Annotated in this window: 17 protein-coding genes and 1 pseudogene; 9 read left to right on the forward strand and 9 right to left on the reverse strand. The window is 73.1% G+C overall.

Going from position 1 to position 21,597, the window contains the following annotated elements; all coding sequences use genetic code 11:
* Positions 1–91: 91 nt before the first annotated feature.
* From OG758_RS39780 to OG758_RS39795, 4 genes and pseudogenes are all read left to right on the forward strand, one after another.
* A complete protein-coding gene (locus OG758_RS39780) occupies positions 92–1,846 on the forward strand; it encodes an FUSC family protein (protein WP_326714307.1) in 1,755 nt (584 codons plus the stop codon).
* A complete protein-coding gene (locus OG758_RS39785; RefSeq protein WP_326714308.1) occupies positions 1,843–2,373 on the forward strand; it encodes a MarR family winged helix-turn-helix transcriptional regulator in 531 nt (176 codons plus the stop codon). Before OG758_RS39780 ends, OG758_RS39785 begins: the two co-directional genes overlap by 4 nt.
* A 157-nt stretch (positions 2,374–2,530) precedes the next feature.
* A pseudogene (locus OG758_RS39790) lies at positions 2,531–3,169 on the forward strand (amidohydrolase family protein); the annotation flags it as partial.
* The gene (locus OG758_RS39795) at positions 3,166–5,502 is read left to right on the forward strand and encodes a penicillin acylase family protein (protein ID WP_326714309.1); all 2,337 of its coding nucleotides are present in this window, start codon (positions 3,166–3,168) and stop codon (positions 5,500–5,502) included. The pseudogene OG758_RS39790 and the gene OG758_RS39795, both read left to right, overlap by 4 nt.
* Here OG758_RS39795 and OG758_RS39800 read toward each other — a convergent pair.
* The 5 genes from OG758_RS39800 to OG758_RS39820 form a co-directional block, all read right to left on the reverse strand.
* A complete protein-coding gene (locus tag OG758_RS39800) occupies positions 5,481–6,551 on the reverse strand; it encodes a DUF917 domain-containing protein (protein WP_326714310.1) in 1,071 nt (356 codons plus the stop codon). The genes OG758_RS39795 and OG758_RS39800 overlap by 22 nt on opposite strands.
* Complete coding sequence (locus OG758_RS39805) at positions 6,544–8,115, reverse strand: hydantoinase/oxoprolinase family protein (protein WP_326714311.1); 1,572 nt, start codon at positions 8,113–8,115, stop codon at positions 6,544–6,546. Before OG758_RS39805 ends, OG758_RS39800 begins: the two co-directional genes overlap by 8 nt.
* 70 nt (positions 8,116–8,185) lie before the next feature.
* A complete protein-coding gene (locus OG758_RS39810) occupies positions 8,186–9,592 on the reverse strand; it encodes a purine-cytosine permease family protein (RefSeq protein WP_326714312.1) in 1,407 nt (468 codons plus the stop codon).
* Positions 9,593–9,679: 87 nt separating this feature from the next.
* A complete protein-coding gene (locus tag OG758_RS39815) occupies positions 9,680–11,047 on the reverse strand; it encodes a hydantoinase/oxoprolinase N-terminal domain-containing protein (RefSeq protein WP_326714313.1) in 1,368 nt (455 codons plus the stop codon).
* Entirely contained in the window at positions 11,044–12,051 is a 1,008-nt protein-coding gene (locus OG758_RS39820) for a DUF917 domain-containing protein (protein WP_326714314.1), read from the reverse strand. Before OG758_RS39820 ends, OG758_RS39815 begins: the two co-directional genes overlap by 4 nt.
* A gap of 89 nt (positions 12,052–12,140) precedes the next feature.
* Between OG758_RS39820 and OG758_RS39825 the strand changes: the two genes are divergently transcribed.
* Complete coding sequence (locus tag OG758_RS39825) at positions 12,141–13,607, forward strand: PucR family transcriptional regulator (protein WP_326714315.1); 1,467 nt, start codon at positions 12,141–12,143, stop codon at positions 13,605–13,607.
* A 9-nt stretch (positions 13,608–13,616) separates the two neighbouring features.
* Here OG758_RS39825 and OG758_RS39830 read toward each other — a convergent pair whose 3' ends face one another.
* Both OG758_RS39830 and OG758_RS39835 read right to left on the reverse strand, forming a co-directional pair.
* Positions 13,617–15,008 (reverse strand): NAD(P)/FAD-dependent oxidoreductase, encoded by a 1,392-nt coding sequence (locus OG758_RS39830; protein WP_326714316.1) that lies wholly within the window; start codon positions 15,006–15,008, stop codon positions 13,617–13,619.
* Between the two features lie 137 nt (positions 15,009–15,145).
* Positions 15,146–15,532 (reverse strand): VOC family protein, encoded by a 387-nt coding sequence (locus OG758_RS39835; protein ID WP_326714317.1) that lies wholly within the window; start codon positions 15,530–15,532, stop codon positions 15,146–15,148.
* 79 nt (positions 15,533–15,611) lie between these two features.
* Between OG758_RS39835 and OG758_RS39840 the strand changes: the two genes are divergently transcribed.
* Complete coding sequence (locus OG758_RS39840; protein ID WP_326714318.1) at positions 15,612–16,163, forward strand: GNAT family N-acetyltransferase; 552 nt, start codon at positions 15,612–15,614, stop codon at positions 16,161–16,163.
* 73 nt (positions 16,164–16,236) lie between these two features.
* On the opposite strand, the gene OG758_RS39845 is transcribed toward OG758_RS39840, so the two are convergent.
* Both OG758_RS39845 and OG758_RS39850 read right to left on the reverse strand, forming a co-directional pair.
* Positions 16,237–16,920 (reverse strand): glycerophosphodiester phosphodiesterase, encoded by a 684-nt coding sequence (locus tag OG758_RS39845; protein WP_266567426.1) that lies wholly within the window; start codon positions 16,918–16,920, stop codon positions 16,237–16,239.
* Positions 16,921–17,212: 292 nt separating this feature from the next.
* Positions 17,213–17,797: a PadR family transcriptional regulator gene (locus OG758_RS39850; protein ID WP_326714319.1), complete on the reverse strand. Its 585-nt coding sequence runs from the start codon at positions 17,795–17,797 to the stop codon at positions 17,213–17,215.
* A gap of 154 nt (positions 17,798–17,951) precedes the next feature.
* Between OG758_RS39850 and OG758_RS39855 the strand changes: the two genes are divergently transcribed.
* The 3 genes from OG758_RS39855 (at position 17,952) to OG758_RS39865 (ending at position 21,593) form a co-directional block, all read left to right on the forward strand.
* Positions 17,952–19,094 (forward strand): LLM class flavin-dependent oxidoreductase, encoded by a 1,143-nt coding sequence (locus tag OG758_RS39855; RefSeq protein WP_326714320.1) that lies wholly within the window; start codon positions 17,952–17,954, stop codon positions 19,092–19,094.
* Positions 19,091–20,092 (forward strand): alpha/beta hydrolase, encoded by a 1,002-nt coding sequence (locus OG758_RS39860; RefSeq protein ID WP_326714321.1) that lies wholly within the window; start codon positions 19,091–19,093, stop codon positions 20,090–20,092. The genes OG758_RS39855 and OG758_RS39860 overlap by 4 nt, the downstream gene beginning before the upstream one ends.
* A gap of 82 nt (positions 20,093–20,174) precedes the next feature.
* Entirely contained in the window at positions 20,175–21,593 is a 1,419-nt protein-coding gene (locus tag OG758_RS39865; protein ID WP_326714322.1) for a DUF6421 family protein, read from the forward strand.
* The last annotated feature ends 4 nt before the right edge of the window (positions 21,594–21,597 follow it).

The raw sequence follows: 21,597 nt of genomic DNA on the forward strand, positions 1-21,597 counted from the left end.
GGTCGGCGGCCCGCCGGTCGGTGAGCGGGTTTCGGGGGCCGGGAGCGGGCCCAGAAAGTTTGCAGGTAAAACACTTGCTAAACTTCTCTGCATGAGCAGCGCAGAAACCCCGACCTCGGCCCCCACCCCGTCCGCGTCCCCGTCGCCGTCCGGGCCCCGGCTCGTCCGGCGGCTCCCGCTCGCGGGGGTGCTGCGCCTCCACAAGCCGTCCGACATCTGGTTCAAGCCCGCGACGAGCGTCGTCGTGTCCGCGGCGGTGCCGAACCTGACGCTGCTCGCCCTCGGCCGCCTCGACCTCGCGATGTACACGATGGCCGGGTCGCTGTGCGCCCTCTACGCCCACAATCTGCCGTACGCGGCGCGTGCGCGGGCCCTCGCCTGGGTCGTCCTCGGCATGCTCGCGAGCCTCGCGGCGGCCCTGCTCACCGCGTCGCTCACCTCGTCGGCGGCCGTGCTCGTCGCGGTCGGCGCGGTTCTCGCCGCCGCGCAGAAGACCCTGTGCGACGCGACCCGCATCGGCCCGCCGGGTCACCTGATCCTCACGTTCATCAGCTCCGCCAGCCTCTTCGCCCCGCAGACCCTGGGGCAGATACCCGGCCACCTCGCCCTGACCGCCGGTGCGGGCGCCGTGGCCTGGCTCGTCGGCATGGCCCCCGCCCTCATGCGGCCGCACGGCCCGGAGCGGCGTGCCACCGCCCGCGCGCTGAACGCCGCCGCCGCGTACGTGAGCGCCGAGGACGGAGCGCGCGAGCGGGCCAGGGCCGGCGCTGCCGCCGCCGTCCATGCCGCCTGGCAGTCGCTCCTCGCCACCGGCGGCCGCGGCGCCGCCCGCCGCGGTCTGGAGCGCCTCGTCGTGCGCGCCGAGGTCGCCCTCGCGGCCCCCGCCGACACCGACCCGGCGCTCCTGCGCGCCTGGGCCGCCGGCCTGAGCGGCACGGGTCCCGTCCCGCGACCGGCCCGCCACGACGGCATCAGCGACCCCGGCGACATCGACGACGAAGTCCTCGGCATCGAGGCCGAACTCGCCTTCGGCAAGCCGTCGTTGTGGCGCAGGCTCGCCCCCGGCTCGCCTCTCCTGCCGGTCGCCCTGCGCACCGCCGTCGGCTGCGCCCTCGCCGGATACGGGTCCCTCGCCCTCGGCGTCGGCCGCCCGTACTGGGCCCTGGTCACCGCCGCCTCGCTCTACCAGGCCAACGTCACCCTCACCTGGAACCGCACCGTGCAGCGTGTGGCCGGCAACCTCGCCGGAGTGCTCGTCTTCGCCGCCGTGGTACCCCTCGCCCACGTAGGACAGATTTTCGTCGTCCTGTTCTGCCTGCTCTTCAGCTTCGGCGCCGAGGCGTTCATCTCCCGCAACTACTGGCTCGGCAGCGTCTGCGTGACCCCCATGGCACTGCTGATCACCGAGTTCGCCAGGACGCAGGAGGCCGGCGAGCTCATCACGGACCGGGTAGTGGACACCCTCGTCGGGGCGCTGCTCGGCATCGTCGCCGCCGTGATCGTCACCAACCGGCGCGCCGCCGACCACATCGAGCTCGCCCTCGAAGCGACCGACCGCGCCCGCGAGGACGCGGAGCGCACCCTCGCCGCCCCGCGTCCCGAGCCCGGCGGCTTGGAGACCACGCACCGCAGGCTCGCCGCCGCGCTCGTCGAACTGCGCGCCGCCGACGACACCGCGGCCGGCGAATGGTGGCAGCGCGCCCTGCCCGAGGAGCGTGTGGTCGCCGCCGAGCAGGCCGGACACCGTACGCTCGCGGCGACGGTCCGACGCCGGACGCGGCGGACCGTCCAGGAGACCGACGAGCACAGGGGCGGCACGGACGCCCGGGAGAACGCGCGAGCATGACGACACGGAACGGCAGGGCTGCGGCGGACGACACCGTCGCCGCGGTGGTGCGGCAGTGGCAGACGGTCCGCCCCGACATCGACACCGGGCCCATGGAGGTCATCGGGCGGATCAACCGCTGCGCCGCCCTCCTCCAGCAGGCCGAGGACGCGCCGCTGCGCCGCGCCGGGCTGACCCGCGCCGAGTTCGACCTGCTCGGCGCGCTGCGCCGTACCGGCCACGAACTCACCCCGGGTGACCTCGCGCGGGAGACGTTCTCGTCGGGTGCCGCCGTCACCAAGCGGCTCAAGCAGCTCCAGGAGCGCGGTCTGGTCGACCGGCGCGGCGACACCCGCGACCGGCGCGTCTCCCACCTCAGCCTGACCGACGCCGGCCGCGAACTGGTCGACGCGCTGCTGCCCGACCAGCTCGCGTACGAGAAGACGGTACTTTCCGGCATCGGCGGCGCCGGACAGGGGCAACTCAGTCTCCTGCTGGGTGAGTTGCTCGGTCAGCTCGAAGGGCGCCCGGGCGGTCCGCGCGCCTGATCCGGGGGCTCGGTGTGGCCTCCGCCCGGATTGGCCCAGCCGTGCGCCCGGTCTGGTGGAGTCCCTGCTGAGGGCCTCGGCCGGTCGTTCCTGAGGATGCGCTCCTCGATCTGCTGGGCCGCCCGCCGGTAGGCGCGGACCGGCCCACGTCCGCACCGTCCACGGCGACGGCAACCGCGTCGGCGTGCACGCCAACGGGGACGCCGCGATCCGCCTCGTTCTCGACGCCTTCGAACAGGCCGCCCGAGACCTGCCGCGCCCCGGCCTGCGCCACCGCATCGAGCACTGCAGCCTCGTCGACGACGGGATCCTCGCCCGGATGAAGGCACTCGACGCCATTGCCGTCCCGTTCGCCGGATATGCCGCGTACCACGGCGGCGCACTCAACGACTGGTACGGCGCCGAGCGCGTCGGCCGCATGTTCGCGCACCGCTCCTTACTCGACGCGGGCGTCACCGTCGCCGGCTCCTCCGACTACCCCTGCGGCCCCTACCAGCCGCTCATCGGCCTCCAGTCGATGGTCACCCGCGAGGGAACGGACGACGGCGCCGCGGCCGGCCCCGGACAGCGCGTCTCGGCGGATGAGGCGCTGCGGATCTTCACGCTCGGCTCGGCGGAGGCGGAGGGCACGCAGGCGTACAAGGGCCGCCTGGCTGCGGGCCAGTTGGCGGACTTCGTGGCCCTCGGCGAGAATCCCCTGACCGCCGACCCGCACGGCATCGCGTCGATCCCGGTCAGGGCGACCTATGTGGGCGGCGACCAGGTGTACGCGGCGACGGGGGAGGCGCACCGGTGAACGCGCAAGCAGCGAACAGCTTCGAGATCCCCGGCCTCACCGGCCCCGTCGAGATCCTCGTCGACCGGTGGGGCGTGCCCCACCTCTACGCGGACTCCCAGGACGACCTGTTCCTGGCGCAGGGCTTCAACGCGGCCCGTGACCGCCTCTTCCAGCTCGACCTGTGGCGGCGCCGTGGACTCGGCCTGCTGTCGGAGGTGTTCGGCGGGCAGTACGTCGAACACGACCGTGCCGCCCGCCTGTTCCTCTACCGGGGCGACATGGTCGAGGAGTGGAGCGCGTACGGCGAGGACACCGAGCGGATCACCACGGCGTTCGTGAACGGCATCAACGCCTACGTGTCCCTGTGCCGCAGCGACCCCTCCCGACTCCCTCCGGAGTTCGCCACGCTGGGCCACGAACCGGCGTACTGGGACCCCTCGGACGTCGCCCGGATCCGCAGCCACGGCCTCCAGTACAACCTCCACGACGAGGTCGCCCGCGCCCTCACCCTGCGCGATCACGGAACCGGCGTCGAGGATCTGCGCCGACGCCGCGAACCCGCCCCGCACCACCTCACCGTCCCCGAGGGCCTCGACCTGAGCGTCATCCCGGACGACGTCCTGCGCGTGTACGACCTCGCGACGGTCCCGCCCTGGCCGGACGCCACAGCCCTCCAGGGCATCGACGGCTCCAACAACTGGGTGCTCGCGCCCTCCAGGACCGCCACCGGCCGCCCCATACTCGCCAACGACCCACACCGCGCGGTCACCCTGCCCGCCCTGCGCTACATCGCGCACCTGACCGCACCCGGCATCGACGTCATCGGCGCCGGCGAGCCCGCCCTGCCCGGCCTCTCCATCGGCCACAACGGGAACATCGCCTTCGGCTTCACGATCTTCCCGATCGACCAGGAGGACCTGTACGTCTACGAGACCGACCCCGACCACCCGCGTGCCTACCGCTACGAAGGCCGCTGGGAAGCGATGACCCGCGTGACCGAGACCATCGAGGTCAAGGACGGGGAGCCGGTCGACGTGGAGCTGTGGTTCACCCGGCACGGCCCCGTCATCCACGAACACCCCACGCGGGAAGCCGCGTTCGCCGTGCGCGCCGCCTGGCTCGGCCCCGGCATGGCGCCCTACCTCGGCAGCACCGGCTACATGCGCGCCGAAGGACCCGACGCGTTCCTCGCCGCACTGCGCCGCTGGGGTGCGCCCGGCGAGAACCAGGTGTACGCGGCGCCCGACGGCACCGTCGGCTGGCGCCCAGCGGGCCGCGTCCCGGTCCGCCCGAACTGGGACGGCACTCTGCCCGTGCCCGGCGACGGCCGCTACGAATGGGACGGCTTCCTCGACGCCGACGCGCTGCCCGCCGAACGCGATCCGGACCAGGGCTGGTTCGCCACCGCCAACCAGATGAACCTGCCGCCCGGCTACCCCAACGACCGCGACACGGTCACGTACGACTGGTACGCCCCCACCCGCCACCACCGCATCGCCGAGGAGCTCGACGCGCGCGCCGACTGGACCGTCGAAGACTGCGTACGGCTCCAGACCGACACCGTCAGCCTGCCCGCACGCCGCATCCTGCCGTTGCTCGCCGGACTGACCGGCGACGACCCGCTGACGGAGCGGGCCGTCGGCCTGCTGAGGGAGTGGGACGCCGACATCACGGCGGACTCGGCGGCCGCCGCGCTCTTCGAGATCTGGTACCGCCGTCATCTGCGTCCGGCCGTCTTCGGCGAGGCGCTGCGGGAAGTCGGCCCCGAGGCCGAACGCGCGGCGGCCCTCGCCCGGATCCTGCCGCCCGACGACCCGGCCTCCGACCCCCGCGTCGACCTGGATCTGCTCACCGGCCCGGAGACGGGCCTCGACCCCGGCACCCTGCTCGCCACCCTGTCGGCCGCGGCCGGCGAACTCTCCGCACTCCTCGGCCCCGACCCGGCCGCATGGACCTGGGGCGCGCTCCACCACGCCCGTGTGTACCACCCGGTGACCGCGCTCCACGACGGACCGCAGCCCCCGTGGGCGTCGGTGGGTCCCGCCCCGCGCGGCGGCAGTGCGGACACGGTGGGCGTCGCGTCGTACGGACCCGACTTCCGCCAGACGACGGGCGCCACCTTCCGCCTGGTCGTCGACGTCGGCTCCTGGGACGACTCCGTGGCCATGAACTCGCCCGGCCAGTCAGGGAATCCGGACAGCGAGCACTACAGCGACCTGTTCGCCACCTGGGCCGCCGACGGCTCCTTCCCGCTCCTCTACAGCCGCGAGCAGGTGGAGAAGCACACGGCGCGGACGATCACCCTGCGACCGCCCGCGCCGGCCACCGCTCAGGACCCGAACGGCAGATAGTCGACGTCGTACCCGAAGTACCGCGGCCCGGCCAGCGCCAGGCCGCCCGGTGAGGTCCACCGGGGGTCGCAACGCGCGGCCAGCACGCTGACGCGCAGCCCGTAGCGCAGCCCCTCGGTGGTCACCGGATCGCCGGACTCGCTGTCCAGGACACAGATCAGGTCGGGCGTCGTGGCGACGGTCACGCCGTCACGCGTGGCCAGCAAGTGCTCGTTCTGGAAGTCGAGTTCGAGCACCTGCCCCGTCTCGTCGGCGATGCCCTCGATGCGGGCCCGGCCCCGCGCGAAGCCGCCCTCGGTCCGCCGGCTCACGTCGACGACCTTGCCGGTCAGCAGATGGACACCGGCGAGCATCGCGCGGGCCGCGGCCACCGGGTCGCTGTGCGCGGCCCGCGCCTCGCGCACCGCCGCGCCGAGCCGCTCCGCCAGGGTCAGCGTCGCGGGCACGAGGCCGTCGGCGAGCTGGTCACCGCGCAGCACCGTGTCCGCGGCCGAGATCTGGCAGCCGAGCTCCACGCACACGGCGCGCGCGATCCGCTCGGCCGCGTGGTTGTCGACGGCCTCCACGATGATCGTGTTGCCCTTGTCGTCCGCGAGCGCCATCGGCGAGTTCGTTACGCCGATCAGGCCCGGCAGCACCATCTGCGCCTCGGGGAAGGCCCGCCCCATCGCGTCACCGTCCACGATCGGGAGGCCCGCCTCCGCGGCGCACGCGATGGGCAGCATGGAGTTGACGCCGCCGACCTCGATGGGCGCGATGTGCGTGGCGGGCCGCCCGATGTGCTTCTCCAGCGCCCGCAGGGCGGCCAGTTCCTCGCCGCCGTTCGGGACCCGCTCCAGAAGGACGGTCGGCGCCCCCATCCCCGACACCGGCACGACGGTCGCGTCCGGCGCCACCTCGTCGATGTCTACCACCCGCACCGGGCCGTGCTTGCGGATGGCCTCCCGTGCCAGGAGTTTGCCGATGTACGGGTCGCCGCCCCCGCCGGTGCCGAGGATGCCGGCGCCGCGGGCGATGTCGTCGAGGTTGTCCAGGTTGATCTCACGCATGTGCCGTCGCTCCGTGCTGCTGGGTTCCGATGCGGTGCAGGTCGAGGGCGCCGACCGCCTTGACGCGGATCCGGGTCGCGCCGCCCGGCAGATACGCGAGCGGCACCTCCTCGATGTCCACGACGTGTACGGTGCCGCGCCGCGCGCCCGCGTCCTCGGCCCGTCCCACGGCTTCGTCGCGCGCCTCGGCGAGCACCGCGTCCCTGCGCCCCTCGGGGATGTGGAAGACCCGGTCGACCTCGCCGCCGACCTGCGCGATGGCCGCGCCGACCGCGTTCGCGACGCCGAAGTTGCCGGGCCGTCGTACGTCGTCGAAGCCGGGCAGCGACTCGGGCACCAGGATCGAACCGCCGCCGACGGCCACCACGGGCAGCGGGGCGGCCGAGGTCCGCATCCGGTCGACGCTCTCCGCGAGCCGGTCGGCGATCCGGTCCAGGGCGCGCGTCACGAAGCCCGTGCCGAGGTGCGCGACCCGCGCCGCGTCCCCGACGTCGGCGCGGCCGGCGGCCACTGCCAGGTCCGTCGCCGTCAGTGTCGTACCGCCGAAGACGAGCGCCTCCTCCGTCAGCCGGTACCCGACCGATCGCGGCCCGGTCTCCCCGTCCGGCGACACCAGCGAACCGCCGCCGATGCCGAGCGAAAGGACGTCGGGGATACGGAAGTTGGTGCGGATGCCCGCCGCCTCGCTCTCGCCCGCGGCCTCACGCGGGAAGCCGCCCGCGAGGATGCCCACGTCCGCGGTCGTGCCGCCCACGTCGACCACCGCGCAGTCCCCGAGCCCGGACAGGAAGGCCGCGCCGCGCATGGAGTTGGTGGGGCCCGACGCGAACGTCGCCACCGGATACGTACGGGCGAAGTCCACGTCCATCAGCGTCCCGTCGTTCTGCGACAGGAAGAACGGCGCCGTGATCGACACCTCCGCGAGCGCCTTGCCGAACGACTCGACGATGACCGTCGCCAGGTCCCGCAGCGCCGCGTTGATGATCGTGGCGTTCTCACGGGCGAGCAGGCCGATCCGGCCGAGCTCGTGCGAGAGCGAGAAGTGCACGCCGTCGCCCAGCTCGCCGCGCAGAATCTCCGCGGCGCGCCGCTCGTCGTCCTCGGCGACCGGTGAGAACACCGAGGAGACGGCCACGGATCCGATCCCGCGCGCGGCGATGTCCGCGGCGGTCCGCTTCAGCTCGTCCGGGTCGAGAGGGGACAGCACCCGGCCGTCGAACTCGCGGCCGCCGTGGCACAGATAACCGTGCCCGCCGACCGCGGCCCGCTGCCGGTCGGGCCAGTCCGTCATCGGCGGCAGGGCCGCCGTCGCCGGCAGGCCGAGGCGCACGGCGGCGACGGGCGCCAGCCGGGCGCCCTCGATGAGGGCGTTGAGGAAGTGGGTCGTGCCGATCATCACCGCGGTGATGGACTCGACGGGCGGGTCGAGGGCCCGGACCGCCGCCGTGACCCCGGACGTGATGTCCGGCGTCGTCGGCGACTTGGCCGCCGCGAGTACCCGGTCGTCGTCCCCGAGCAGGGCGGCGTCGGTATTGGTTCCTCCGACGTCGATGCCGATGCGCATGTGGTGGCTTCCTTCGTGCGTACGTGGACGGTGCGTCCGTGGATGGTGCGTCCGTGGGTCGGTACGGGGTTCAGTGGGCGGGGGCGGGCAGGGGATCCGTCGCGCCGGACTCGGCCTCGATCTGGGCGGCCGGGCGGGCGGGCTGGGTGAAGGGCAGCTCACGGACGCCGCGCACGAGGCCGAGCTTGCCGAGGATTACGTAGCCGAGGCCCGCGAGGATCAACGAGTTGAGCGCCGGGATGCCCCACCACGCGTAGTGGTCGCTGAACCAGCCGACCAGTGAGGCGGCGGTCCACAGGGCGACCGTGGCCGGCACCCAGCTCGGCTCGCTCTCCGGAAGCCGGCCCAAGGCCCGGGAGGCGTCGAGCTGGGGCCGCCACGTCTTGACCACGAAATACTCGGCGACCATGATCCCGGCGATCGGCGGGGTGAGGACGCCCAGGACCGTCAGGAAGTCCGTGAAGTGGTCCAGGATCCCGGCCGCCGCGGCGAGGCTGCCGAATACACCGATGCCGACGGTCGTCCCGACCCGGCCGAGGCGCACCTTGAACACGGTCTCCACGGCACTGATGAGACCGAGCGCGGACGAGTACAGGTTCCAGTTGTTGATCTTCACGGTGGCCGACACGAGGACGATCACCCCGACCACGCCCGAGCTGGACGTGATGATCGCGATCAGGTCGGAGGACTTCACGGCGTAGGCGAGGAGCACCCCGGCGAGGCCGAGGACGTACTCGCCGAGGGAGATCCCGACCAGGGTCTGCTTGACGACGTCGCCGGTGGTGCGGTTGAAGCGCGTCATGTCGGGTGTGGTGACGGCGCCGACGATGTACGAGCCCGCGACGATCGTCGCCCCCGTCGCGATGGAGATGTGCGCGCCGAACGGCGGCGACGCGACCAGGTCGGTGAAGCTGTGCCGGGAGATCTGCACGGTCATCGCCCACCCGGCGAGGCCCAGGAACAGTGGGACGGTCACGAACGCCGTCCAGCCCATGGCCCGGAATCCGCGCAGCACCAGGGCGGTGACCGCGAGCCCGCAGATCAGGCACCAGGCCCACAGCGGGAGGGACGGCATGATCGACTGGAGACCGGCCGCGAACACCGCGGTCTGCACCCCGAACCAGCCGAACAGGCTGACCGCGATGACGAGCCCGATGAGCGTCGAGCCGTACCGCCCGAAGCCGGTCCAGCGCACCAGCATCGAGGTCGCGAGGCCCTCGCGCATCCCGGCGATGCCGACGAAGATGCAGACGACCTCAAGGATCACCGAGCCGAGCGTGATCGCCCAGAAGGCGCCCCAGAAGGAGAGCCCGGCGCCGAGCGTCGCGCCGAGGAGGAACTGTGTGAGGTCGGAGAGCGAGCCGAAGCGCTGCACGGCTACGTTGAACCAGGAGTAGCGGGCCGCGAGCGGCACCCGCTCCAGGGGGTAGTCCTCGTCGGTCTGGTCAGCTGTTGGAGCGTCGGACGGCTTGGGCATGGGGACGGTCCTCGCATCGAAGAGGGATGGGCGGGATCACGGCAGGGCGAAGCTGAACTGCCGTGCGGGGAAAGGGTGTTGATCAGGTCAGAGCGGTAGTGGCGGCCCGAAGGCCCTGGCCCTCAGGAGCAGCGCGCCCGGCAGGTAGGGCACGGCGAGATCCGGTTCGAGGAGCGTGCGCACACGACGGGGATCCGCCCCGGCGCGCACGGCCCCGGCCCGGGCGAGGTCGCGCACCTCGTCCCGTACGGCGTCGAGACGCCGGCCGGGACCGGCCCGCACGATGCGCTCGTGGTGGCCGCCCACCGGGCTCGCGGCCGCGCCGAACGCGCCCGCGACGCCGCCGTGTCCGGGCCGTACGACATCGCATCCGGGAAGTGCGCGGCCGGGCACCGCGGCCGCGCCACCGCCGACCAGGACGACGGGGAGCCGGCCGGCGGCCGGCTGCATGCGGTCCACCGCCTCCGCCAGGTCGCGGTGTGCCGCGGCGTCGACGGTGAGCAGTTCGGGGACGCGCAGGCTGACGGGTACGCCGCCGATGCGCCCTCCGGGTCCGGCCTCCTGGGGATAGCCGGCGGTCAATGCGCCGACGCGGGCCCGGCGTTCGCCGATGTCCGCGACCACGGCGTCCCGTACGCCGCCGAGCAGCCCCGCGCCGCGGATCGTGCACGCCGGGCCGGAGCCGAGGCTCAGGCCGGGCTGGCGGCGCAGGTGGTCCAGGCTCATCAGGGTGCCGTCGTGCCGGGTCACGAGCACGGCGGCGCCCGGCGCGAGCCCGAGCAGGGGGAGCGCGGCCGTCAGCTCGTCGGCGACGCGGGCCACCAGGAGGCACAGCGCGGCGTCGAGGACTGTCGCGTTCTCGCGCCGCAGCAGCCCGAGCGAGCCGATCTCGCCCGACAGGACCACCGGCACGTCGGCGCCCGCCTCGGCCCGCAGGATCTCGGCGGCCTCCCGCTCCTGTGTCCCGTCGGCGGGTGCGAACACGGCGCAGACCGCGAACGCCTCGGCCCGGCCCGCGAGTTCGGCCGCGAAACGGGCCACGGCGTCCCGGTCGAGCGGCGCCCCGTCGTGCGGGCCGAGCCCGCCGCCACCGGCCACGTTCGCGGTGCCGGCGCACACGGCACCGCGCAGCTCGGCGGGCCACCCGAACAGCGGTCGTACGGTGTCGGCGGCCTCACCCCCGATGCGCAGCACCCCCACATGGGCGAGGCCCGCGCGCTCCGCCAGGGCCCGGTCGGCGACCCGCAGCCCCACGGCGAGCTGCGTGGCGCGCGCCCGCGGCTCGCGGGGCAGTGCCTCGACAGCGGCGACGAGCGAACCGACGGCGTCGCCGGGCAGAGACGGCACCCTCACGGCCCGCAACGCCCGGCTGCCGCCGGTGGCGCCGCCCGTTCCGTCGCCGTCCAGCAGGACGGCATCCGTGCCGGTGGGGCCCACATCCACACCGATGATCATGGCGTGGCCTCCCTCGTCAGCCCGTGCACGCCGAACGCGGCGGGTCCGGCGAGGCGCAGGCCGGCCTCCGAGTACCAGATAGGCGCCGACGGAAGGGTGACGAGGCGCACCCGCAGCCCGTACCTGACCTCTTCCACGGGCACCGCCCAGCCGGTCCGCACGTCGACGAGAGCGATCACGTCGGGCACCAGCGCCAGCGCCCTGCCGTCCTCGACCGCCGCGACGAACTCGCTGCGGGCCTCGATCCGTACGAGGCGTCCCGCGTCGGCGCCGGTGCCCTCCAGGAGCACGCGTGTCGCGTCCTCGTCGGTCCGCCGTACGGACGACACCTTGCCGGTCAGGACCGGCGGGGGCCCCTCGCCGCGCCCGACGGCGACGGCCCGCGTCACCGAGCCCGCGACCGCGTGCCGGGCGGCCTGCCCGGCCGTCAGCGGGTACTCGGACGACGCGGCGTGCCCGCCGAACGTCGCGACCACGGCCCGCGCCAGTTCCTCCAGCCAGGGGCCGTCGACATGGTCGAGGACGACGGTGCGGCCGTACTCGTCCGCGAGCACGGTCGGGCCCGGCCGGAGCCCGGCCAGTTCGAGGACGTTCTGGTCCATGCGCGGGAACGCCCGGCCCATGGCGTCGGCGTCGAGCAGCGGCAACCTCAGCCGGGCCGCCCACGCGACGGCCGTGCAGCCGTTGAGCCCGCCGATCTCCGAGATGAGGACGGCGGCGACCGGCACGCCGTGCAGCGCCTCGACCCGCTCCCGCATCCGCCCGGGCTCGGCCCGGCTGCCGATGCGCTCCTCGGCGACGGCGGGCGAGCCGATCAGGCCGACCGGCATGACGAACGCGTCCTCAGGCAGCTCGCCGGCCGTGACGACCTGCACGGGCCCGCACTCCTCGATGGCCTGCTCGGCCACGGGGCACGTCACGGCGGCGGGGCCACCGCCGCCTCCCGAACCCAGGACGGCACAGCCCCGCGCGAAGTCGGCGAGCACTCCGGCGTCCATCTGCATACGGCTCAGACTACGAGCCCGCACGCGCCCACCAATGGGCTGCGAGCCCAGACCTTGGCACCACGATGTGCTTCCAGCACAATGACCGCATGCCGCGCCTCGTCGACCTGCTCAGCGCACCCGGCCTCGACACGCTCCGCCCGCTCGCGGGCCCGCTCGACGCCACCGAGGTCACCGGCATCCGCCTCGAACCCCGCGCCCACGGGCTCGCGGCCGTCCCCGCGGGAACCGTCGCGGTGCTCCTCGCACCCGTGCCGGACCACCTCCTTGACGTGGTCGTACGGGACGCCGCGGCGGCCGGCGCCGCGGCGCTCGTGCTTCCGGGCGGCGAGCAGGTGACGGGTGACATCGCCGTACACGCCCTCGCGGAGCGCGGCCGGATCGCCGTCCTCACCACAGACGGAGACCTCGCGGCCCTGGTCGTGGCCGTCGACCGCGCCGTCGCCGGGGACTCGGCCGACGCCCTCGCCCGGATCGGGGCCGCCGCCCGCGAACTGCCCTCCGCCGCGGGCGACCCGGAACGGGCCGCCGCGATCGCCGCCCGCCTGCTCGGCACACCCGTCGAGCGCCGCGCCGCCGGCCCCGGGGAGGAGGGCGCATCGGCCGCCGGACCCGACGGCGAGGTGCGCCTCGCCGCGGCCGCACAGCCCGGTCACCCGGGCACCGCCATCCGCTCCGTCCTGGCGCTGGCCGCGCTCACGGCGGCCGGCGGCGGACACGGCGACGTCCCCGTGCGCTCCCGCGGCCACCTCCTCGCCGAACTCCTCGTCGCCCCGCAGGACCAGACCGCCCGCCTGGCCGCCCGCGGCCGGACCATCGGCCTCCCCGTCGACGGCCGCCACATCGCCCTGCGCATCGAGGCCGCGGCACTGCCCGCCGCGGACCGCTACCGGCTCCTCGACACCGTCCTGCCCAGGACACTGACCGACGTACGGCAGCACGCCGACGGCCATGTCCCCGACGGCGTCCACTGGAACGCCGCCCTCGTCGACGACGCGCTCGTCCTGCTCGGCACCTGGCCCACCGACCCCGGCGCCCCGGGCCGCCGCACCGCGCTCGCCCTGGCCCGCCGCGCCGTCGACCGGCTGCGCCGACTGCACCCCGAGGCGGACCTGCGCGGCGGCGTCGGCGCCCCGCACCGCGGCCCCCTGGGCATCCGCACCTCGGCCCGCGAGGCCAGGGCCGCCCTTCTCAAGCCCGCCACCGCCGACACCGCCCCCGTGACCGCGCACGACGCCGCGGGCCTCGACCGCATGCTCCTGGAGTGGTACGCCTCGGACACCGCCCGCGAAGCCGTGGACGAACTCCTCGCTCCAGTAACAGAGTTGGGACCGGACCGCGCCGACCCGCTGCTGCGTACCCTTCAGGCCTACCTCGACCACAACAACTCCCCGGCCCGCGCCGCCGAGGAGCTCCATCTGCACCGCAACGCCGTCGGCGCCCGCATCCGCCGCATCACGGACCTCACGGGCGCCGACCTCACCGATCCCGAAACCAGGCTGGCCCTCCAACTGGCCTGCCGCGCACGCCTGACGGCCCCGAAGGGCCCCGCGTAACCGCCGTACCTAACGGGTCCTGGGCTCAGTCGGAGCCGGCGTCGAACGGCCCTCGACGTGTGCCGTCACCATCGCGTGCACTTCCTCCGGCGTCAGATAAGCGTCCGTCTTCTCGAAGTCCTTCAGGGTCGCGGGCCGCTCCGCCTGGAACCCCGTACGCACGAAGTCGTCGCCGGCGACCGCGTTGAGCCCCCAGTTCGCCGCCGTGCGGAACCGGGCCGTCATGGTGCGCAGCGCGCCCAAGTGGTAGGCGCGGGCGACGAACTGGGCGGGCAGCCCGGTCAGCTGCACACCCAACGGCTTGGACACCGCCTGAATGCCGCCCAGGTCCACCACGAGCCCCAGGTCCTTGTGCCGGTACGGCGTCAGCGGCCGGCCGTGCAGCGCGGCGGCGACGTTCTTCGCGGCGGCCCAGCCCTGACGCATGGCGTGCTGGGCGGTCGGCGGGCACATCGCGTCGGCGCCCTTCTCGAGGTCCGGCACGGCGGCCGCGTCACCGAGCGCGAACACGCCGTCGAGCCCCGGCACCGTCAGATCGGGCTCGACCACGAGCCGGCCCCGGTTCGTCTCCGCGCCGAGCGTCGCGATGAGCGGACTCGGCGCCACACCCGCCGTCCAGATCAGCGTGCGGCACGGCAGCACCCGGCCGTCCGTGAGCGTCACCGTGTCCTCGGTCGCCTTCGCCACGGACACCCCGAGCGACACGTGGAGCCCGCGCCGCTCCACGATCGACAGGGCCTTCTCGCCGAGCCGGTCGCCGAGTTCGGGCATCAACTTGGGCGCGATGTCGACGAGATGCCATTTGATCTGCGCCGGGTCGAGCCCTCGAAGACGCTTGGCGGCGGCGGTCGTCAGGCGCTGCAGATAGGCGGCCGTCTCCGTACCGGCGTACCCGCCGCCCACCACCACGAACTGCAGCCGCGACTCCCGCTCGGCGGGGTCGGTGCTGGCCGCGGCCAGGTCGAGCTGCGAGATGACGTGGTCGCGGATCCAGGCCGCCTCCGCCAGCGTCTTCACGCCGACCGCGTACTGGTCCACACCGGGGATGTCGAACTGACGCGTGACGCTGCCCGGCGTCAGGACGAGGTAGTCGTAGCGCTCCACCACCGTCTCGCCGTTGATCTTCCGTACGACGACGGCCTTCGCCTCGGGGTCCACGCCCACCGCGCCGCCCGGCACGATGCCGGTGTGCCGCAGCATGCGGCGCAGCGGCACCGCGACCGACTGCGGAGTGAGCACGCCCGAGGCGACGTGGGGGAGCAGCGGCAGGTACAGCTGATGGTCGAACGGACTGACCAGCCTCAGCTGCGCCTCGCCCGGCTTGAGGATCTTCTCCAGCTTGTGCGCGCACTCCATGCCGGCGAATCCGCCGCCGACGATCAGGATCCGAGGAGCTGCCATGTGATGTCTCTCCAGGGTCGGGCTCATCCGGACGCGAAGGGGCCGGTCTCCGGCCGTCCCGCTCATACTCTTCCGCGCGCACGTGCCGCGCACGCCGAACGGGTCCTTCCGCTCGCGTGTACCCGATCCCCGCTCCCTCAAGGCCGGTAGCGCAACGGATGGTCCTCGGGTACTTCGGTGACCACGATGCGCACGCCGTCCGGATCCGAGATCCACATCTCGATCAGCCCCCACGGCTCCCTGACCGGAGGCCGGAGCACCTCGACGCCGCGCGCCGCCAGCTCCTCGTGCGCGGCCGCCGCGTCCGCGACCTGGAGCCACAGCTGGAGCCCGGGCGACGGCGGTGCCTCCGAGTGGCCGGACACCTCCAGGAAGCCGCCCCCGAGGAAGTAGACGGTCCCGCGCTCGGGCCCCGTCCCGAACTCCCGGTACACGGCAAGACCGAGCGCCTCACCGTAGAAGGCCCGCGACCGCTCCGGATCGGTGGGGCGAAGAAGCGTCCTGCTGCTCAGTACGTGAACCATGCCAACGCAGCGTAGAGGCTCGGCGTTAGGCTCGACGGCGCCCGCGCCGACAGCCGCGCACGAGATCGGAGACCGTCCCATGTCCATCGCTCCCCGCCCCACGACCGGCGACCTCACCTTCCGGGACGCCACCGACGCCGATGTCGACGTGCTTGTCGCGCTGATCGAGTCGGCGTACCGCGGGGACTCCAGCCGCACCGGCTGGACCACGGAGGCGGACATCCTGGAGGGGCAGCGCACCGACCCGCAGGGCGTCGTCGACGTCATCAAGTCGCCGGACAGCCGGCTGCTCACCGTCGAGCGCGACGGCGCGGTCGTCGCCTGCTGTCAGTTGGAGCACCGCGGGGAGCACGCCTACTTCGGCATGTTCGCCGTGAGCCCGGCCCTCCAGGGCGCGGGCCTCGGCAAGGTGATCATCGCGGAGGCGGAGCGCACCGCCCGCGAGGCGTGGGGCGTGCGCGAGATGCACATGACAGTGATCTCCGTGCGCGAGGACCTCATCGCCTGGTACGAGCGCCGGGGTTATCGCCGTACGGGAGAGATGACCCCCTTCCCGTACGGCGACGAGCGCTTCGGCATCCCGCAGCGGGACGACCTCCGGTTCGAGCTGCTGGTCAAGCCCCTCGGCTGACGTGGGCCGCTCCGCTGGCGTGGGCCGCTCGGCCGGCTCGGGTCCCGCGGACGACGCGGGCCGCTCCCGCGGCTCAGGCCGTGAAGCGGCCGGTCCGTTTGATCTCCGGGTAGTCGGTGGTCGCGCCGTCCAGGCCGAGCGCCCGCACCAGGCGCAGATCGTCCTGTGTGTTGACGACCCAGCCGATGATCCGCAGGTCCGCCTTGCGGGCCCGCTCGACGATCTCCTGCGTCAGGCGCCGGATGTTAAGGACGAGGGACGTGGCGCCGACGGCGGTGGCGCGCTCCACCACGTCGGTGCCGTAGCGGCTGGCCACCAGCGCCGTACGGACGCCCGGCACCAGCCGGGCGATCTCGGCGATGGCCGCGTCGTGGAACGAGATCACCTCGACGCGGCTCACCAGGTCCCGGCGCAGCATGACGTCGGCGAGGGCGCGCGCCGCGGCGACGTCCTTGATCTCGGCCTGGAGCGGCTTGGAGACGGCGTCGAGCACCTCCTCGAAGACCGGCACCCGCTCGCCGCGCCCCGCGTCCAGGGCGCGCAGCTCGGCGAGGGTCTTGTCGGCGATGGGGCCCCGGCCGTCCGTCGTGCGGTCGACGTCGGCGTCGTGCATGACGACGAGGGCGCCGTCCTTGCTCAGATGCAGATCGAGTTCGATGAGGTCGAGGCCCGCGTGTTGCGCGGCGACGAAGGACCGGAGGGTGTTCTCGGGTTCGACACCCATGACTCCGCGATGCCCGATGGTGAGGAAGTTCAAGATCGTCTCGCTTCCGTCGACGGCGGCTCGGCTTCCGCGCGAGGTCACGGACGGGCTCGCCCGCGCGGCACGGCCGAAGCCTAACGGCCCGTCTCCACGATGGGACCGGTCCGACGCGACGGAGTGGAGTGGTCCGCTCTGGTTGCGGTGATTCCTAGGACCAGTCCAGTGATGACGGCGGCGACCAGGACGGCACGGATGCTCACGGTCGGGGCTCCAGACGGGCTGAGGGACAGGGGAAGGGCGGGGACCGGTCCGTCCTACCGCCCTCGGCAGCCTGCCGCGGGAAGCGTCACCCCTGGGTGGGCGAGTTCCCCGGAGGTTGACCGGGCACCGCGTCCAGGTCGTCCAGCATGGCCTCGGCCAGTTCGACTTCGGCCGCGAGCCGCCGTTCGCTCCAGCGCAGCGCGATCTGCGGATGGGCCCACGCCTCGACTCCGTCGGCGCGCCCGAGCGCGTCCCTGGCCTCCTTCAGCTCGCCTTTCGTGCGGGCCACGTGTTCCGTCACGAGGCCCCGCAGGTGCTCCGGCGCGGCGAGATGCCCGAGCCAGACGCGCAGGAGCACGGGGTGCTTGAGCACGGGCGCGCCGAGGCCCTGGCCGCCTCCGGCCCACACCGCGAGCGCCCCGCGCCCCTTCTCGGTGATCGCGTACGTCCGCTTGGCCCGCGGCTCCTCGGCCCCGGAGTGCAGCGACGTGACGTAGCCCAGTGATTCGAGGCGGCGCAGTTCGGCGTAGATCTGGCTGATGGCGGGTGACCAGTAGAAGAACCGCAGGGAGGCGTCGGCCCACTTCTTCAGCTCGTATCCGGTCCGTTCCCCGGGGAAGGACAGCAGCCCGAGGACGGCCCAGGCGGTCGGTGGCAGGTCGTCAGCCATGCGCCGCATTGAAGTGACCGGGAGCCGGTCACCGCAAGACCCCGGCACGTGCCTTGTCGCCGAATCTCGTCCCCGGTATTGCCGCCTCGGCATCTGACGGTTAGTCATATACCTAACCGGAATAGTGCGCGTGGTTCAACTCCCTGGAGGCAACGTGAAGTTCTCCGTCATCTTCGAGGCGCAGCTCGCCGATCCCACCGTCGAACACGAACACCAGGTCATCCATGACTGTGTGGAACAGGCGGTCCTCGCCGAGGAGATGGGCTTCGACCGGATCTGGGCCGTCGAGCACCACTCCCTCAAGTGGTACGCGCACATGTCGGCCCCGGAGATCTTCCTGACCTGGGTCGCCGCCCGCACCAGCACCATCCGGATCGGGCACGGCGTCGTGTGCATGCCCTTCAACTTCAACCATCCGGTGCGGGTCGCCGAGCGGGCCGCCATGCTCGACCTGCTCTGCGGGGGCCGCCTCGATCTCGGGGCCGGCCGGGGCGGCACCGAGCAGGAGACCTCCCTGTGCGGTGTCGACAAGGACCGCACGACGCAGGAGGTCGAGGAGGCGTTGCGGATCATCGGGAAGGCCTGGGAGAAGGACGAGCTCGAACACCACGGGGAGCTCCTCGACATCGACCCGCACCCCGTCCTGCCCCGCCCGAAACAGACGCCCCACCCGCCCCTCTTTCTCGCGTGCAGCCGCACCGAGACGCTCACCCAGGCCGCCGAACTCGGCATCGGCGCCCTGGTGATGGGCTTCGCGGGCCCCGAGTCGATCGCCGGCATGCGGCGCGCCTACGACGACGCGATCGCCGCCCGCACCCCCGCCCGCTTCGTGTCCGGCGTCGTCAACGACCACTTCTCCGTCCTGTGCCCGACCATCGTCCTGGACGACCAGGAGGCGGCCCGGAACATCGGCATCCGCGGGCAGCGGTTCTTCGCGCAGTCCATCGGGCACTGGTACGGCGGCGCGGGCGTCCCCGACGAGGCGGTGGTGGAGGGCGCCGACGAGGCGGCCGACATGCGCAGGGCCGCCGAACAGGTCGTGGCCCGTCTCCACGAACACCGGATCCCGGTACGCCCCACCGCCACGGCCACCTTCAACGCCGACCATGCCTACGGCACCGCCGACGACGCGATCGCCTATGCCGAGCGCCTGCGCGACGCGGGCGCCGACGAGATCATGTGCCTCGTCCAGATGGGGACCGTCCCCCAGGAGGCCTGTCTGGAGACGCTGCGGCAGTGGGGCGAGAAGGTCATCCCGCACTTCCGCGCCCAGGAGCAGCAGGCGGTGTCCGCATGAGCCCCGCGCCCGAGGACCGCCTCGCACCCGACGTCCGCGCCCTGGTCGACGCGATGACCGCGTTCTTCCCCGACCTCGGCGGTGCCGTCACCGACGCCGCCGAGGCCCGCCGCACACTGGCCGCGGCGCCCGCGTCGCCGCTCCCGCCGCCGGTGGTCGGCTCGGTCGAGGACCGCGACATCCCCGGCCCGGCCGGAGCGCCCCGGATCCCCGTACGCATCTACCGCCCGGACCCCGACGACGCGCCCGGCCCGCGCCCGACCGTCGTCTTCCTCCACGGGGGAGGGTGGGCGATCTGCGGCCTGGACAGCCACGACTCCACCGCCCGCGGGCTGTGCCGCGAGGCGGGGGCCGTGGTCGTCTCCGTCGACTACCGGCTGGCCCCCGAGTCGCCGTTCCCGGCCGCCGTCGACGACGCGTACGCGGCGCTGTGCTGGGCGGCCGACCATCACGCCGCACTGGGCGGCGACGCGGACGCCCTCGTCGTGGCGGGCGACAGCGCGGGCGGCAACCTCGCGGCCGTCGTCTGCCTTCTGGCCCGGGACCGGGGCGGCCCGCGCATCGCGCTCCAGGCCCTCGTCTATCCGGCCACCGACGCCCATCAGTCGACGGAGTCGTTCGCGCGGAACGCCGACCGCTATTTCCTGACGGCCGCGCACTGCCGCTGGTTCGCCGAGCAGTACCTCGGCCCGGACGGCGACCGGTCCCACCCGCACGTCTCGCCGCTCCTCGCCGATCTCGCCTCGCTGCCGCCCGCCCACATCGTGACCGCGGGCTGTGACCCGCTGTGCGACGAGGGGCTCGCGTACGCGAGGGCCCTGCGCGAGGTGGGCGTGGAGGTCACCGAGAGCCACTTCCCGGGGATGTTCCACGGCTTCTTCGGCTTCCCCGAGCTGCTCGACGACGCCCGTACGGCCCTGGCGGATGTGGCGAAGGCCATCGTTTCAACCGTGTCGGGCAGGAAAAACGACGGTGAACCAGGGGGTCACGCAGGATAACTTCCTCCCGGCTCCCCTTGTGGTGGAGAACCTCGCCCGTTTACGGTGTCTCTACGCGAGGTTCTCCCGTGGAGGATGGGTAATGACGGAAATTCTTGTGCAGTCGGGCGTGGAGGGGAAGGTTCCTCCGGAGAAGGTCGGGGGAAGCCCCGAAAGCAGGGTGGTGGAACACCCGGCGTGGCCCCTGCTCAAGGCCGCCGTGGAAGAGGTCCGGCCCTGGCAGCAGAAGGACGGCTCCATCGACTTCGCCGCCGACGGCGCCCCGTCCAAGGCCGTCGCCGAGCTGACGCTCGACCGCGCGATATCCGCCGTCGAGCAGCTCTCCCCGCTGCTCCCGCACGACGCCGCGTACCACTCGGCGCTCGTCGCCGACCTGCGCCGCTGGGCTGAAGGGGGCTTCCAGGTCCCCGACTTCCTCGACTCGCTGCTGGCCTTCCAGCCCGCCGCGCACCGCGAGGACGGACTGCAGCACCTGGTCGTCTTCCCGATGTACACGCAGAACGGCAACCCGGACCGCAATCTGGAGGCCGTCGTCCTGCGCATGGTGTGGCCCGAGTGGCTCGCCGAGCTGGAGGCGACGCGCTACGACAACCCGCTGTTCTGCGGGATCACGTTCGAGGACTTCACCGCCGGCTACGACACCAACTCGGCCGTGCTCTTCCCGGAGACCATCGCCGTGCGCGAGGCCCCCGAGCGCTTCTCCTGGGGCGGCATCTTCTGCGACCGTGAGGCGGCGCGCTTCCGCGCCGTCACCGAGGCGTCCGTCGGCATCCTCGGGCTCGAACTGCCCGAGGACATCCGCGAGATGGTCTCCGACCAGGACCGCTGCCAGCAGGCCTTCGTGCTGTGGGACATGGTGCACGACCGCACCCACAGCCACGGCGACCTGCCGTTCGACCCGTTCATGATCAAGCAGCGCCAGCCGTTCTGGATGTACGGCCTCGAAGAGCTGCGCTGCGATCTCACCGCCTTCAAGGAGGCCGTGAAGCTGGAGGCCGACGGCTTCCCGCAGGGGCGCGACGTGCAGTACGCCGTCCTCTTCGACCGCATGTTCCGCTTCCCGGTCACCGGCGAGCGCGTGCGCAACTACGACGGACTCGGCGGCCAGCTCCTCTTCGCGTACCTGCACAAGCACGACGTGGTGCGCTGGACCGACAACAAGCTCCAGATCGACTGGGAGCGTGCCCCGCAGGTCACGAACCAGCTGTGCGCCGAGATCGAGAAGCTGTACCGCGACGGCATCGACCGCCCGAAGCTGGTGCACTGGTTCGCCGCGTACGACCTGGTGTCCCAGTACCTGGCCCCGCACCCCGGCTCCCGCTGGGCCAAGGGCCCGGACGCCCTCGACCTGAGCCTGCCGCCCCGCAAGCTCGTCGACGACGTGCTTCCGGACGAGTTTCCGCTGAGCATGTTCTATGAGGCACTGTCCAAGAAGCTGAAGAACGTGATCGCCTCCACCAAGGGGATCACTGCTGCGGGCGCCGAGCAGGCCGCCGCGTGAGCGC

The organism is Streptomyces sp. NBC_01474 (genome assembly GCF_035918215.1).
In the GTDB taxonomy this organism is placed as follows: Bacteria; Actinomycetota; Actinomycetes; order Streptomycetales; family Streptomycetaceae; genus Streptomyces; species Streptomyces aureus.